We start from the raw sequence: 12,385 nt of genomic DNA on the forward strand, positions 1-12,385 counted from the left end.
ATGCCGCCTACAGTGACGCTTCGTTCAATCCGTCACGCGAGGTCGTCATGCTGAGCTTCATCCTGTGGTTGGTGCTGCTGTTCTTCTGCTGGCCGCTGGCCCTGCTGGCGCTCGTGCTCTATCCGCTCGTCTGGCTCGTGCTGCTGCCGTTCCGGCTGATCGGCATCGGCGTCGATGCCGTCTTCGAGACGTTGCGCGCCATCGTCCTGCTGCCCGCCCGGGTATTGGGCGGCCCGCGCCGGTCGTAAGCCGGCGGCGGCCTCAGAAATCGATCAGGAAGCCCCCGCCCAGCGACATCTGCGAGTAGTTGTAGTCGATCAGGCTCTGGCCATAGCCCGAGAAGAACTGCAGGTAGCCCTTCAGGTTCGAGCGCAGCGGGAAGGCCCAGCCCAGCTGCAGCGCGCCGTGGTCCGTATGGAAATTGCGGCGCGCCAGCAGCGAGTACTCGTTGCCGTCCGTGCGGTACGACACGCGCACGTCGCCATGCCCCATGTAGTCCGTGATGTCGAGGTTGTCGTTGTCCGACTTCGCATTGTCGAGCCGCTTCCACACGCGCGCCGTCACCGCCAGCTTGCCGTATTCGCCGCCCACTTCGCCGTACAGCCGGTTCCAGCTGCGCGACAGCGTCGACGCCTGCCCGTTCGACTGGTGCACCAGCCCGAGGCCCGCATAGCGGAAATCGAAGCCGCCGATGCGCTTGCCGATCGGCGTCACGGCCATGATCTCCGGTTCGTAATTGGTTTCGCGGAAGGGGCTCGACGCGCTGCGGTTGTACGCCTGCCAGAAGCTGCGCTGCGTGTAGCCGAACCACAGGTCGACAGGGGAACCTGCGATCGTTTCGATCAGCTTCATCTTGAACGACAGCTGGTAAGCCAGTTCCACGTGCTTGGCCTTGATGCCGGCCGGCGTGACGTCCTGGAACGGCCCGTCGTTCGTGCTGTTGCTGTAGTTCGCCAGCAGCAGGTATGTATCGCGATACGGCCGGAAGTTGAACACGCCCCGTTTCGAGGCCGCATCCAGCTCCCACACGGGCACCTGGCGCGATACGACGGGGTCGGCGGCCGGGTCCGCAGCCGCCGTGCCCGGTTCGACGACCTTGGCATTCGGGCCGCCGGGGAAGGCGCCTTGCTGCTGGGCCGTCTCCGGCGTGGCGGGATCGGCGGCTGGGCGGTTCGCCAGCGCGTCGTAGCAACCGAGCCGCTGCGTCGGGTCGCCCAGCAGCGCACAGCGTCCCAGGCTTTGTTCGACGGAAGGCTGGGGAGCCTGGGCCGACGCATAAAGGGGGAGGGCCAGCATGGCCGTAAGGCAGGGGGCAAGTCGTGGTTTCATTGTCATGATCTTGTATTTTGGCATCGGGACAGTATACGCACGGCTGTGCTTGTTAGTCGCACAACAGGAGTGACGGATAGGGTTGCCCCAGGGCTTGAGATTCGGAAAGTCCCCCCGATCTTGCATGACCCGATGCAGTAAAATCGACAGCGAGACCTGCGCGTCCCGCCATTCAAGGAGAATGTCATGAGCCGCAAGACCCCCATCGAGCGTTACCGGAATATCGGCATCAGCGCCCACATCGATGCCGGCAAAACCACCACGACCGAACGTATCCTGTTCTACACCGGCGTCAACCACAAGATCGGCGAGGTGCACAACGGCGCGGCGACGATGGACTGGATGGAGCAGGAACAGGAGCGCGGCATCACGATCACGTCGGCCGCGACGACCGCGTTCTGGCGCGGCATGGCCGGCAACTTCCCCGAGCACCGCATCAACATCATCGATACGCCCGGCCACGTCGACTTCACGATCGAGGTCGAGCGGTCGATGCGCGTGCTGGACGGCGCCGTGATGGTGTACGACGCCGTCGGCGGCGTGCAGCCGCAATCGGAAACCGTCTGGCGCCAGGCCAACAAGTACAAGGTGCCGCGCATCGCGTTCGTCAACAAGATGGACCGCGTCGGTGCGGACTTCTTCCGCGTGCAGCAGCAGATCCGCGACCGGCTGAAGGGCAACGCCGTGCCGATCCAGATTCCGGTCGGCGCCGAGGACCACTACCAGGGCGTGATCGACCTCGTCAAGATGCAGGCGATCATCTGGGACGATGCCAGCCAGGGCGTGAAGTTCGCGTACGAGGACATCCCGGCCGACCTGCAGGAGCTGGCGCGGACGTGGCACGAGCACATGGTGGAAGCGGCCGCCGAGGCGACGCCGGAGCTGACGGAAAAATACCTGAACGGCGAAACGCTGACGGAAGACGAGATCAAGGCCGCGCTGCGCCTGCGCACGATCCGCGGCGAGATCGTGCCGATGCTGGCCGGCAGCGCGTTCAAGAACAAGGGCGTGCAGGCGATGCTCGATGCCGTGATCGAATACCTGCCGTCGCCGGTGGACGTGCCGGCGATCGCCGGCCACGACGAGCACGACAACGAGATCGAGCGCCATCCGACCGACAGCGATCCGTTCGCCGCGCTGGCGTTCAAGATCATGACCGACCCGTTCGTGGGCCAGCTGGCGTTCTTCCGCGTCTATTCGGGCGTGGTGAATTCCGGCGACACGGTGTACAACCCGACCAAGGGCCAGAAGGAGCGGCTCGGCCGCATCCTGCAGATGCACGCGAACGAGCGCAAGGAGATCAAGGAGGTGTTCGCCGGCGACATCGCGGCGGCCGTCGGCCTGAAGGCCGTGACGACGGGCGACACGCTGTCGGCGCCGGATCACGTGATCGTGCTGGAAAAGATGGTGTTCCCGGAACCCGTGATCTCGCAGGCGGTCGAGCCGAAGACGAAGGCGGACCAGGAAAAGATGGGCATCGCGCTGTCGCGCCTGGCCCAGGAAGACCCGTCGTTCCGCGTGCATACGGACGAGGAATCCGGCCAGACGATCATGTCCGGCATGGGCGAGCTGCACCTGGAGATCCTGGTGGACCGGATGAAGCGGGAGTTCGGCGTCGAGGCATCCGTCGGCAAGCCGCAGGTGGCGTATCGCGAGACGATCCAGAAGGCAGTGTCCGACGTCGAGGGCAAGTTCATCAAGCAGTCCGGCGGCAAGGGCCAGTACGGTCACGTGGTGCTGAAGCTGGAACCGCTCGAAGCCGGCAAGGGCTTTGAATTCGTCGACGCGATCAAGGGCGGCGTGGTGCCGCGCGAATTCATCCCCGCCGTCGACAAGGGCATCCAGGAGACGCTGCGCTCCGGCGTGCTGGCCGGCTACCCGGTCGTCGACGTGCGGGCGACCTTGACGTTCGGCTCGTACCACGACGTGGACTCGAACGAGAACGCGTTCCGGATGGCGGGCTCGATGGCGTTCAAGGACGGCATGCGCCGCGCCGACCCGCAGCTGCTGGAGCCCATGATGGACGTGGAAGTCGAGACGCCCGAGGAATTCATGGGCAACGTGATGGGCGACCTGACGACGCGGCGCGGCATGGTGCAGGGCATGGACGAGATTCCGGGCGGCGGCGGCAAGCTGATCCGCGCCCTCGTGCCGCTGGCGGAGATGTTCGGCTACTCGACGACGTTGCGTTCGCTGACGCAGGGCAGGGCGACGTACACGATGGAGTTCAAGCACTACGCCGCCGTGCCGAAGCACATCCTCGACCAGATTGCGACGACCCGCGTGCGGGGCTGAGCCCGCCTCTCACGGCTGGGCCTGTGTCCCCTGGCGCCTGGCACCAGGGGACACGAGCTCATCCGCATGTCTGCATGTCCCTTAGTGCCTGGCACGAGGGGACACAGACTCATCCGCACCTCCGGAAATAATGCACGCAGTGCCGGAGCCGGACTACATCCACATCGGCCGCATGCCTATAGGCCGCGGCTTGGTGGCGGGCTAGCATCCTCGTTCGGCGTCCGCCGCGGTGGTCTGTTGCGCCGCGGCTGGGCGATTCCAGGACGTATCGTCAGAGGAGAACAGGATGAAACGATTGCTCACGCTTGCCGCCCTCGCCGTCGGGGGCGCGTATCTCGCGAAGTACCTGAAGAACAATACCAATCGCAAGGCCGATTCGACCGTGCGGGCCGAGATCATGGTCGACGTGCCGGTGCGCACCGCGTACGACCAGTGGACGCAGTTCGAGGAGTTCCCGCAGTTCATGGACAGCGTGCATGAAATCCGCCAGCTGGACGACAAGCGCCTGCACTGGAAGGCCGACGTGTTCGGCAAGCCCGTCGAATGGGATGCGGAGATCACCGAGCAGATCCCGGACCAGCGCATCGCCTGGCGCAGCACGACGGGCAAGCCGAACAGCGGCGTCGTCACGTTCGAACAACGGGGCAACCGCACCCGCGTCGTGCTGGAATTGACCTACACGCCGGAAGGCCCGCTGGAAACCATCGGCGACGCGATGGGTGCCGTGCGCACCGAGGCGCGTGGCAACCTGCGCCGCTTCAAGGAAATGATCGAGGCGCGCGGCAAGGAGACGGGCGCCTGGCGCGGCACGATCGCCGACCAGGGCAAGCCGCACCTGACGCACTGAACCACGTTTTCGCGGTTACCACCCCAGGCTGCCGCTGGCGCCGCAACCGTCAGCGCCGCAGCAGCTTGGCGAATTCCTCGGCCGGCACGGGCCGGCCGTACAGATAGCCCTGGCCCTGTTCGCAGCGCAGCAGTTTCAGCAGCTTCGATTCCTCTTCCGTCTCGATGCCCTCGGCCACCACCTTCAGGTCGAGGTTGTGCGCCAGCGAGACGATCGTCGACACCAGCCCCATGTAGCCCGCATCCTGCGCCATCTTCATCACGAACGAGCGGTCGATCTTCAGCACGTCCACCGGCAGCGTGACGAGGTAGGCCAGCGACGAGTAGCCGGTGCCGAAGTCGTCGATCGCCACCGGCACGTCCAGGTTGCGCACGCGCGTCAGCGTGTCGATCACGCGGCGGTGGTCCGACACCAGGCTGCTCTCCGTCACTTCGATCGACAACGGCGTCATATGTGCTTCGGCCGTGTTCAACGCGCGCTCGATGTCGTCGAACAGCGTGTCGCAGCGAAACTGCGCGGGCGCCACGTTGACGGCGATCTGCGGCGGCATCAGGCCTTCGTCGTACCACGCACGCCAATCTTCCATCGCCCGCTGCATCACGCGCCGCCCCACCTCGGTGACGAGGCCGCTGCGCTCCAGCACCGGCACGAATTCGGTCGGCTGGATCAGCCCGCGGATCGGGTGACGCCAGCGCACCAGCGCCTCGGCGCCGGCCAGCTTGCCCGTCTTCAGGTCGATCTTCGGCTGGTAGTAGTTGACGAATTCGCCGCGCTCGACCGCCTCGCGCAGCTCCGCTTCCATGCTGACCTGGCGCGCCAGCGCGTGGTCGGCATCGCGGTCGTAGAAGCCGATCTGCTCGTCCTGGGCGCGGGCGCCGGCCAGCGCGTCCCACGCCTTCACCAGCAGCTCGTCGGCACTGGTGCCATCCTCCGGCAACATCGCCGCGCCCACGTTCACCGTGCACCAGATCTTCTGCTGGTCCACCTGGTATGAGCCCTCCAGCAGCGGGATGATCGTGTCGCGGGCGTAGCGGCGCGGCGACCGGTCCTCGTCGACGGGGTAGAACAGCGCGAAACGGCCGATGCCGACGTGCGACAGCGCCATCCGCTCGGCCACCTCCGTCTTCAAGCGCTGCGCCACCTGCCGCATCAGCCCGATCGCGGCCGTGTTGCCGTAGGCGGAGCTGATCTCGTCAAAACGGTTGATGTTCACCAGCAGCACCGTGCCGCTGGCATTCACGGCGGCCAGGCCGGCGATCGCCTCGTCGAAATGCAGCCGGCTCGGCAGGCCGGACAGCGCGTTCGTCCGCGCCAGCCGGAACAGCTCCTGGGCATTGATCAGCCGCTCCAGGCCGAAACTCAGCTCATTGCCCAGCTCGCCCGCACGGTCGCGGTAGAAGTGGTCGAACAACTCCGGCCGGTGCGAATAGAACGAGATCACGCCCCAGCATTTGCTGTTGACGAACAGCGGAATCGCCATGCACGAGGCGATGTGGCGGCGCTCGCAGCCGCCATGCAGATCGTTCGAGAATTGCAGGCGGCCCGTGGCGGCGGCCGTGCCGGCCAGGTCCGGCAGAAACCAGTCCGCTTCCGACGTGTCGTCATCGAGCCGCCATTGATGCTCGGTGCCGTCGCGCGCCGCGGAGGTGAACAGCTTCAACGTACCGCCCGCGTCGTCGACGCGGCTGATGTCGACGATGTCCATGCCCGGCTGGTGGGCAGCCACGCGGCACGTGTCGAGGCACAGCGCTTCCAGCGTCTTCGCGCGCGAAATGATCGCCGAGAGGCGCGACAGCAGCACGTAGAAATTATCGTGCCGGATCAGCGCCCGTTCCTTCTCGACCTCGGTCGTCATGTCGATGGCCGTACCGCCGAGGAACGGCTCGCCGTCGACGTCGATCGGGAACTTGTGCACGAGCCAGTGGCGGGTGCCGTCGTGCGACGTTTCCATCGTTTTGATCGTTTCGCCGTGCTCGAGCACCGCGCGATCCTGTTCCTCCAGGCTCTGGCGCACGTCTTCCGGCCAGAAGTGCCTATCGTCCATGCCGACGACCGTGGGAACGCCGAAGAAGCCGGACAGCGCCGCATTGCCCATCACATAGCTGCCGCTGCGGCCCTTGATCCACAGCGGAGAAGGGGAGTGCTCGGCAAAGCCGGACAGGAAGCTCTCGGCCCGCGCCAGCTGCCGCTTCAGCGCGCGTTGGCTGGCAGCCAGCGCGGCGACGTCGGACAGGGCCTGCCGCTGCTCGGCGCTCATCGCCGGCGGTGCGTAGCCGAGCAGCGCCTGCTCGTCGGCCAGCGCCTCCGGCGGCACGGTCTTGCCGCACAGGTAGCCGGCCAGCCGCAGCAGTTCGGCGGGGTACAGGTCCGGCTCGGACTCCTGGGCCAGCTGATGTTGTTCTCGTGGAGCGATATTGTTCATGGGGTGGGAGTTCGCAGCCGTGTGCCGCCGTTGGCGTCAGTCCATCAGCTTGAACTTGAGCTGGATGGCAAGCGCACCGTGCAGGCGGTCCTTATAGGACGGTACGATAGCAAAGTTCACCCCGACCCGTTCGTACTCCACGCTGACGACGGGGATCGCGGCCAGGAACCAGCCGCCGTTGCGCATCTTCGGATAGCCGTCGAAACCGCCGACGACTGCGCCGATGCGCAATGGTCCGAGCGAGATCGGCTGGTAGTAGATGCCCGCATAATTCGAGATCGCCCGGTCGCTATTGTGGAACCGTCCCACCGTGGCCGCCGCAACGGTCGAGAAGCGGTATTCGGCGCCGATGCCGGGGTTGGTGTCGTCCAGGCCGTCGTTGCGGTCGAAGTGATACGAGTAAAAGCCCGGATTGACCCACAGCTCGCTGCGCGGCTGGTTCTCGATGAGCCCGAACGGGTTTGCGGCGGCGTGACCGGCGGCCAGCCCCAGCGACGCCAGCGCGGCGCCCAGCAATGCGTGTTTCATCCCGCTACATCCTTTCGATCGTTGATGGCGCGGCAATTATAGCCATAGCTCAAGCATTGCGCGGGCCGCCCGCGGCCGTTTGATGCGGGTTTGGATATTGCGCCGTTGCATTTGACTCGGTTTTGGCAATCCCGGACAGTGGCATCCCGTCATCCCCATCGGAGGTTGCAATGAAACGACAGATGCTGGTCACCCGTGTCGTCACCTGTGCCGCGGCGCTGGTCCTTGCCGCTTGCGCATCCACGACGAAACCGGGCGCCGTCGGCGTGCAGCGGCAGCAGTTGATGCTCGTTTCGGCGGAAACCGTCGAGCGGATGGCGCTGGTCAACTACACGCAGCAGAACCGCGATGCCCAGCTGGCGGGCCGGCTCGTGACGAAAGGCCCGGAATACGAACGGCTGAAGCGGATCGCGGCGCGGCTGCAGGGCCAGGTGACGACGTTCCGCGACGATGCGGCGAAATGGAACTGGCAGCTGGCGCTGATCGATGCGCCGGTGATCAACGCCACTTGCGCGCCGGGCGGCAAGATCACGTTCTACACGGGATTGCTGCGCCAACTCAAGTTGAACGACGACGAGGTGGCGATGGTGATGGGCCATGAAATCGCCCATGCGCTGCGCGAACACGGGCGCGAACGGGTGTCGCGCGCCGTGGCGCAGAACACGTTGACGACGGCCGCGCTGACGGCGGCGCCGAGCACGGAAGCGCAGGTGCAGGCCGCGGGCGCCGTCGCGCATTACCTGTTCATGTTGCCGAACTCGCGGCAGAACGAATCGGAGGCCGATGCGATGGGCCTGGAACTGGCGGCCCGCGCCGGCTACAAGCCCGACGCGGCGCCCGCCGTGTGGCGCAAGATGGCGGCGCTGGGCCACGGCAAGCGCACGCCAGGCAGTCAGGCCACCGGCAGCGAGCCGCCGGAATTCGCGTCGACCCACCCGTCGCACCAGACCCGCATCGCCGAGCTGACGGCGATGCTGCCGAAGGTGATGCCGCTGTACCAGGCGGCCAGCGCGAACAAGCCCGCCAAGGCGGCGAAGGGTAAATAAGCTCAGGGCGCGAGCTTCAGTTCCCAGTAGCCGACATCGACCCAGCGCCCGAACTTGAAGCCCACTTCCGAGAAGTGGGCCACCTTGCGGTACCCCATCTTTTCATGCAGCGCGACGCTGGCCTCGTTCGGCTGGGCGATGCCGGCGATCGCCAGGTGGCAGCCGGCCGCGCGCAGGCGTTCCAGCAGCGCGACGTACAGCGCGGTGCCGTGGCCCTTGCGGCCGTGCGCCGGCGCCAGGTACACCGTCGTCTCCACCGAGAACCGGTAAGCGTGGCGCACGCGCCATTTCGTCGCGTACGCATAGCCGGCGATCGACCCGTCGTCGTGTTCCAGCACAAGCCACGGCAGGCCGCCGTCCTGCACGCCCTGGACGCGCGTACGCATTTCCTCGACGCTCACGGCTTCCTCTTCGAAGCTGATCGTGCTGTCTGCGATGTAGGGGTTGTAGATGGCGGCGATGGCTGCGGCATCGGCGGGGTTGGCGTCGCGGATCAAGCTGGCTCCTCGGTTGGTAGGGACAGGAGGACAATAAAGGCTCGCGCGCCACCCGTCAACGGCGGGGTAAGATGGGCGATCGGACAAAGGAGCGCTGCGATGAACGGAAAAGCGATGCTGGCGCCGCTGCTGGCGGCCGCCGCGCTGGGAGGTGGTACGGCAAGGGGAGAAGCGTTGGACCAGGTACAGATGCTGCTTGCGCTGGATGCGCCGCCGGCCGACGGCCACGTGCGCCTGCGCATCGAGCTGACAAACCGCGGCAAGACGCCGGTCCTGGTGCCGCGCGCGATCGCCGCGATGGACCGGCTCTTGGGTAACGTCTTCATCGTCAAGGACGCGGTGACGGGCGAGACGGTGCAATACGAGGGCCCGATGGTCAAGCGCGGCCCGCTGACGGCCGCCGACTATCTCGCGCTGCAGCCAGGCCAGCGCCACCAGCACGTGATCGACATCGGCCCGGCCTACGGCTTCAGGCCCGGCACGCACACCTATTCGGTGTCCTATGCCGGGCACTACCTGACCGATGCGAAGGCGCTGGCCGGCACCGGAGCGCCGGGCATTCCGCTGACGGCACCGCCGTTCACGTTCACGTACACGCGCTGACGGCGGCTGGCCGCGGCAGGACTTACGGCAGCGCCGGTGTATTCTCGCCGAAGTATTCGTGCGAGTCGGCGTTGTCGATCGCACGCGACGGGTTGCTGATCGCCAGCGAGGCCGCGGCGGACTGGCCATAGGCCCAGTCATCCGTGGCTGCCACGACGTTGAAGTGGCTCGTCTCGTGCACCAGCGTGCCGCCCTTCGAGTCGGTGCCGGACAGCGGGGCGCTCCAGAACGCGTTGCAGACGTAGATCTTGTACGGCTGCGTCGGATACACGTAGGCGTAGTAGCTCTCCTGGCAGCTGCAATCGACGACGATCGGCTTGTTGTCCAGCGCATCCTTGATGTTCGCGAAGTGCGACTTCACGGTGGCGGAGCGCGTCGAGTTGTAGGTGCCGAACCACTTCGTGTAGCGCTGCCCCGCGGTGCCCGCGTTCAGGTACGAGACCGCGCCGTTCGCCATGGTTTTCGCGGCGCTGATCGCGGACGTGATCGTCGACTGCTGCGATGCGCTGCACTGGCTGAACGCCAGGCTCGCTTCACCGGTCGGAATCGGCACCGAGCGCTTCTGGTTGGTGCCCTCGATCCACACCTGCACCGGCGCGGATTGCAGCAGGTCATCCTCATCCACCTGCACGCCCTTGGCCGCGTCTTCCGCTTCGGTTTTCGCCACCTTGTCCGGCCGCACGCCGGTCTTCGTCAGCACGTCCGGCGCATGGGTACGGAAGCGGATCGCGTAATCGCCCGTCATCGACAGGTCGTAGATCGCCGACAGTTCGACCTTCGCCGAATACGATTTACCCGGTTGCAGCGTGACGTAGTCTGCCGCGGTCGGGGCGGGGCGCTTCACGTGCTTGCCTTCATAGGCCACCGGCACACCATCGCGGCTGACGTCGAACAGCGATTCCTCGATCGCCCCGAACGGCGTGTGCCATTTCAGCAGGCGCTGCGGCGCGGAAGTCGTGTTGGTCAGCGTAACGCGCACGACCAGGTCCTCGCCCGGCCCGAGGCTTTGCTTGTCCGTGCTGACCGTTGCCGTGATACCCGAAGCCGCATAGGCGGACATGCTGAACGCCGCCGTCATGACAGAACCGCCCAACCAGACGATGTATTTCCTCATTGCCGACTCCTGTAGTGAAAGTTGAATGGAACACCGGTGGCACCGGTGGAAAATCATCGTCACATGGAGCTTAAATATAAGTCAACACTGTTAAATCGGAAGCGATCCCGAGTGCGGCGCTGCCGCAACACAGGGGCTATAAATGGGACAAAGTGCCCAAGAATGTTAAATTTTGAACATTCTGCCTGTGCAAGAGCTTATGCGTATAAGCCATGCCGGTGCCGTGCGGCTCGCCTTGCCGTTGACGTACGCCGTTTCACGTACGCCACTTCCAACGCGTCGTTACAATGGGGAATCAACCTTTGGAGGACCGCCATGTACACACGTATCCTGGTACCGCTCGACGGCAGCGCCACCGCCCGCCACGCGCTCGATCACGCCGCCGCCCTGGCGCGGCTGACGGGCGCCCCCCTCGTGCTGCTGCATGTCGTCGAGGAGCTGGATCACTGCTCCGGCTTCGAGCCGGCCACCGTCTACGTGCGGGACGTGGAACCGGCCTTCCTCGCCGCCGGGCAGGCGTTGCTCGACCAGGCCGCGGACGGGTTGCGGCTGGGCGGCCTTGCCGTCGAGACGGTGCTGATCGAATGCAAGGGCCAGAGCGTGGCGGCGCGCATCGTCGAGCAGGCCGCCGCCACCCGGTGCGACATCGTTGTGATGGGCACCCACGGCCGGCGTGGCCTCGGCCGCGTGCTGATCGGCAGCGACGCCGAGCAGGTCGCGCGGCTGGCGCCTGTACCGGTACTGCTGGTGCGGCAAAGCCATGCCGCCGGCACGACGCCGGCACAGCAAGCCGGGTAAGGGGGCGCCATGCAACGACTGATTTTTGCGCTGCCCGGCAATGAAGCCTTCGCCGGCGCCCTGGCGAGGCACTGCGACGGGGAACTGGGCCGCATCGAAACGCGAGCCTTCCCCGATGGCGAAAGCTATGTGCGGCTGCACGGCGCGCCGCAGGGGCGGCCGGTGGACATCGTCTGTACGCTCGAGCGACCGGACACGCAGTTCCTGCCGCTGGCATTCACCGCCGATGCGGCCCGCGAACTGGGCGCGAGCGAGGTCAACCTGGTGGCACCCTACCTGGCCTATATGCGGCAGGACAAGCGCTTCCAGGACGGCGAAGCGGTAACGTCGCGCACGTTCGCCCGCCTCGTCTCGAGCACGTTCGACAGCCTCGTCACCGTCGACCCGCACCTGCACCGCTATCCGGCGCTGGCCGCCGTGTACACGATCCCCACGATCACGCTGCAGGCCGCGCCGCTGCTGGCCGACTGGATCGGCGGCCACGTCGCGGCACCGCTGATCGTCGGCCCCGACGAGGAAAGCGCGCAGTGGGCCGGGGCGATCGCCCGCCGCATCGACGCGCCGTACGCGGTGCTCACGAAGACGCGCCATGGCGACCGCCACGTCGAGATCGCCGTGCCCGACCTGTCCGCATGGCGCGACCGCACCCCAGTGCTGGTCGACGACATCGCGTCGTCCGGCCGCACACTGGCGGTGGCGGCACAGCAGCTGGCGGGGCAGGGCCTGCGCCAGCCCGAATGCGCGGTGGTGCATGCGCTGTTCGGGGCCGATACCTGGAACACGCTGCGCCCGCTGTTCGCGCGGCTCGTCTCGACGGATACGGTGCCGCACCCGAGCAATGGCATCAGCGTGGCGGGCCTGGTCGCCGATGCGATCGTCCACCGTGCGTGGGACTGAGGCCGATGC

12 protein-coding genes are annotated in these 12,385 nt (G+C 66.3%); 7 read left to right on the forward strand and 5 right to left on the reverse strand.

Annotation, left to right across the window (positions count from 1 at the left end; all coding sequences use genetic code 11):
• The first annotated feature begins 47 nt into the window (after nt 1-47).
• Entirely contained in the window at nt 48-248 is a 201-nt protein-coding gene (locus tag IP92_RS14480; RefSeq protein ID WP_145876087.1) for a hypothetical protein, read from the forward strand.
• A 13-nt stretch (nt 249-261) separates the two neighbouring features.
• On the opposite strand, the gene IP92_RS14485 is transcribed toward IP92_RS14480, so the two are convergent.
• A complete protein-coding gene (locus IP92_RS14485; RefSeq protein ID WP_229418781.1) occupies nt 262-1,296 on the reverse strand; it encodes a phospholipase A in 1,035 nt (344 codons plus the stop codon).
• A 219-nt stretch (nt 1,297-1,515) separates the two neighbouring features.
• On the opposite strand from IP92_RS14485, the gene fusA reads away from it, so the two are divergent.
• Entirely contained in the window at nt 1,516-3,624 is a 2,109-nt protein-coding gene (gene fusA, locus IP92_RS14490) for an elongation factor G (protein WP_145876091.1), read from the forward strand.
• 286 nt (nt 3,625-3,910) lie between these two features.
• Nucleotides 3,911-4,471: an SRPBCC family protein gene (locus IP92_RS14495; protein ID WP_145876093.1), complete on the forward strand. Its 561-nt coding sequence runs from the start codon at nt 3,911-3,913 to the stop codon at nt 4,469-4,471.
• Nucleotides 4,472-4,520: 49 nt separating this feature from the next.
• Here the strand turns inward: IP92_RS14495 and IP92_RS14500 are convergent, their stop codons facing one another.
• Both IP92_RS14500 and IP92_RS14505 read right to left on the reverse strand, forming a co-directional pair.
• A complete protein-coding gene (locus IP92_RS14500; RefSeq protein WP_145876096.1) occupies nt 4,521-6,893 on the reverse strand; it encodes a putative bifunctional diguanylate cyclase/phosphodiesterase in 2,373 nt (790 codons plus the stop codon).
• Between the two features lie 36 nt (nt 6,894-6,929).
• Nucleotides 6,930-7,421 carry a hypothetical protein gene (locus IP92_RS14505; RefSeq protein WP_145876098.1) on the reverse strand — a complete coding sequence of 164 codons (492 nt, stop codon included), beginning with the start codon at nt 7,419-7,421 and terminating at the stop codon, nt 6,930-6,932.
• Between the two features lie 170 nt (nt 7,422-7,591).
• On the opposite strand from IP92_RS14505, the gene IP92_RS14510 reads away from it, so the two are divergent.
• Nucleotides 7,592-8,467, forward strand: a complete 876-nt coding sequence (locus IP92_RS14510) for a M48 family metallopeptidase (protein WP_199271870.1) — start codon at nt 7,592-7,594, stop codon at nt 8,465-8,467.
• Between the two features lie 2 nt (nt 8,468-8,469).
• Here the strand turns inward: IP92_RS14510 and IP92_RS14515 are convergent, their stop codons facing one another.
• The gene (locus IP92_RS14515) at nt 8,470-8,964 is read right to left on the reverse strand and encodes an arsinothricin resistance N-acetyltransferase ArsN1 family B (RefSeq protein ID WP_145876101.1); all 495 of its coding nucleotides are present in this window, start codon (nt 8,962-8,964) and stop codon (nt 8,470-8,472) included.
• Between the two features lie 99 nt (nt 8,965-9,063).
• Here IP92_RS14515 and IP92_RS14520 point away from each other — a divergent pair, with 99 nt between their 5' ends.
• Entirely contained in the window at nt 9,064-9,567 is a 504-nt protein-coding gene (locus IP92_RS14520; RefSeq protein ID WP_145876103.1) for a hypothetical protein, read from the forward strand.
• Between the two features lie 22 nt (nt 9,568-9,589).
• Here the strand turns inward: IP92_RS14520 and IP92_RS14525 are convergent, their stop codons facing one another.
• Complete coding sequence (locus tag IP92_RS14525; protein WP_229418782.1) at nt 9,590-10,681, reverse strand: M35 family metalloendopeptidase; 1,092 nt, start codon at nt 10,679-10,681, stop codon at nt 9,590-9,592.
• Between the two features lie 315 nt (nt 10,682-10,996).
• Between IP92_RS14525 and IP92_RS14530 the strand changes: the two genes are divergently transcribed.
• The gene (locus IP92_RS14530; protein WP_145876105.1) at nt 10,997-11,479 is read left to right on the forward strand and encodes a universal stress protein; all 483 of its coding nucleotides are present in this window, start codon (nt 10,997-10,999) and stop codon (nt 11,477-11,479) included.
• Between the two features lie 9 nt (nt 11,480-11,488).
• On the forward strand, nt 11,489-12,376 hold the full coding sequence (locus IP92_RS14535; RefSeq protein WP_145876107.1) for a ribose-phosphate pyrophosphokinase: 888 nt from the start codon (nt 11,489-11,491) through the stop codon (nt 12,374-12,376).
• Nucleotides 12,377-12,385: the final 9 nt, after the last annotated feature.

Origin of the sequence: Pseudoduganella flava, from assembly GCF_007830495.1 — a bacterium.
GTDB classification, from domain to species: domain Bacteria; phylum Pseudomonadota; class Gammaproteobacteria; order Burkholderiales; family Burkholderiaceae_D; genus Rugamonas; species Rugamonas flava.

Bases quoted from the DNA above. Each gene is read 5' to 3' on its own strand.
- IP92_RS14480 (WP_145876087.1), top strand. From the start codon at position 48: ATGCTGAGCTTCATCCTGTGGTTGGTGCTGCTGTTCTTCTGCTGGCCG.
- IP92_RS14485 (WP_229418781.1), bottom strand. From the start codon at position 1,296: ATGCTGGCCCTCCCCCTTTATGCGTCGGCCCAGGCTCCCCAGCCTTCC.
- fusA (WP_145876091.1), top strand. From the start codon at position 1,516: ATGAGCCGCAAGACCCCCATCGAGCGTTACCGGAATATCGGCATCAGC.
- IP92_RS14495 (WP_145876093.1), top strand. From the start codon at position 3,911: ATGAAACGATTGCTCACGCTTGCCGCCCTCGCCGTCGGGGGCGCGTAT.
- IP92_RS14500 (WP_145876096.1), bottom strand. From the start codon at position 6,893: ATGAACAATATCGCTCCACGAGAACAACATCAGCTGGCCCAGGAGTCC.
- IP92_RS14505 (WP_145876098.1), bottom strand. From the start codon at position 7,421: ATGAAACACGCATTGCTGGGCGCCGCGCTGGCGTCGCTGGGGCTGGCC.
- IP92_RS14510 (WP_199271870.1), top strand. From the start codon at position 7,592: ATGAAACGACAGATGCTGGTCACCCGTGTCGTCACCTGTGCCGCGGCG.
- IP92_RS14520 (WP_145876103.1), top strand. From the start codon at position 9,064: ATGAACGGAAAAGCGATGCTGGCGCCGCTGCTGGCGGCCGCCGCGCTG.
- IP92_RS14525 (WP_229418782.1), bottom strand. From the start codon at position 10,681: ATGAGGAAATACATCGTCTGGTTGGGCGGTTCTGTCATGACGGCGGCG.
- IP92_RS14530 (WP_145876105.1), top strand. From the start codon at position 10,997: ATGTACACACGTATCCTGGTACCGCTCGACGGCAGCGCCACCGCCCGC.
- IP92_RS14535 (WP_145876107.1), top strand. From the start codon at position 11,489: ATGCAACGACTGATTTTTGCGCTGCCCGGCAATGAAGCCTTCGCCGGC.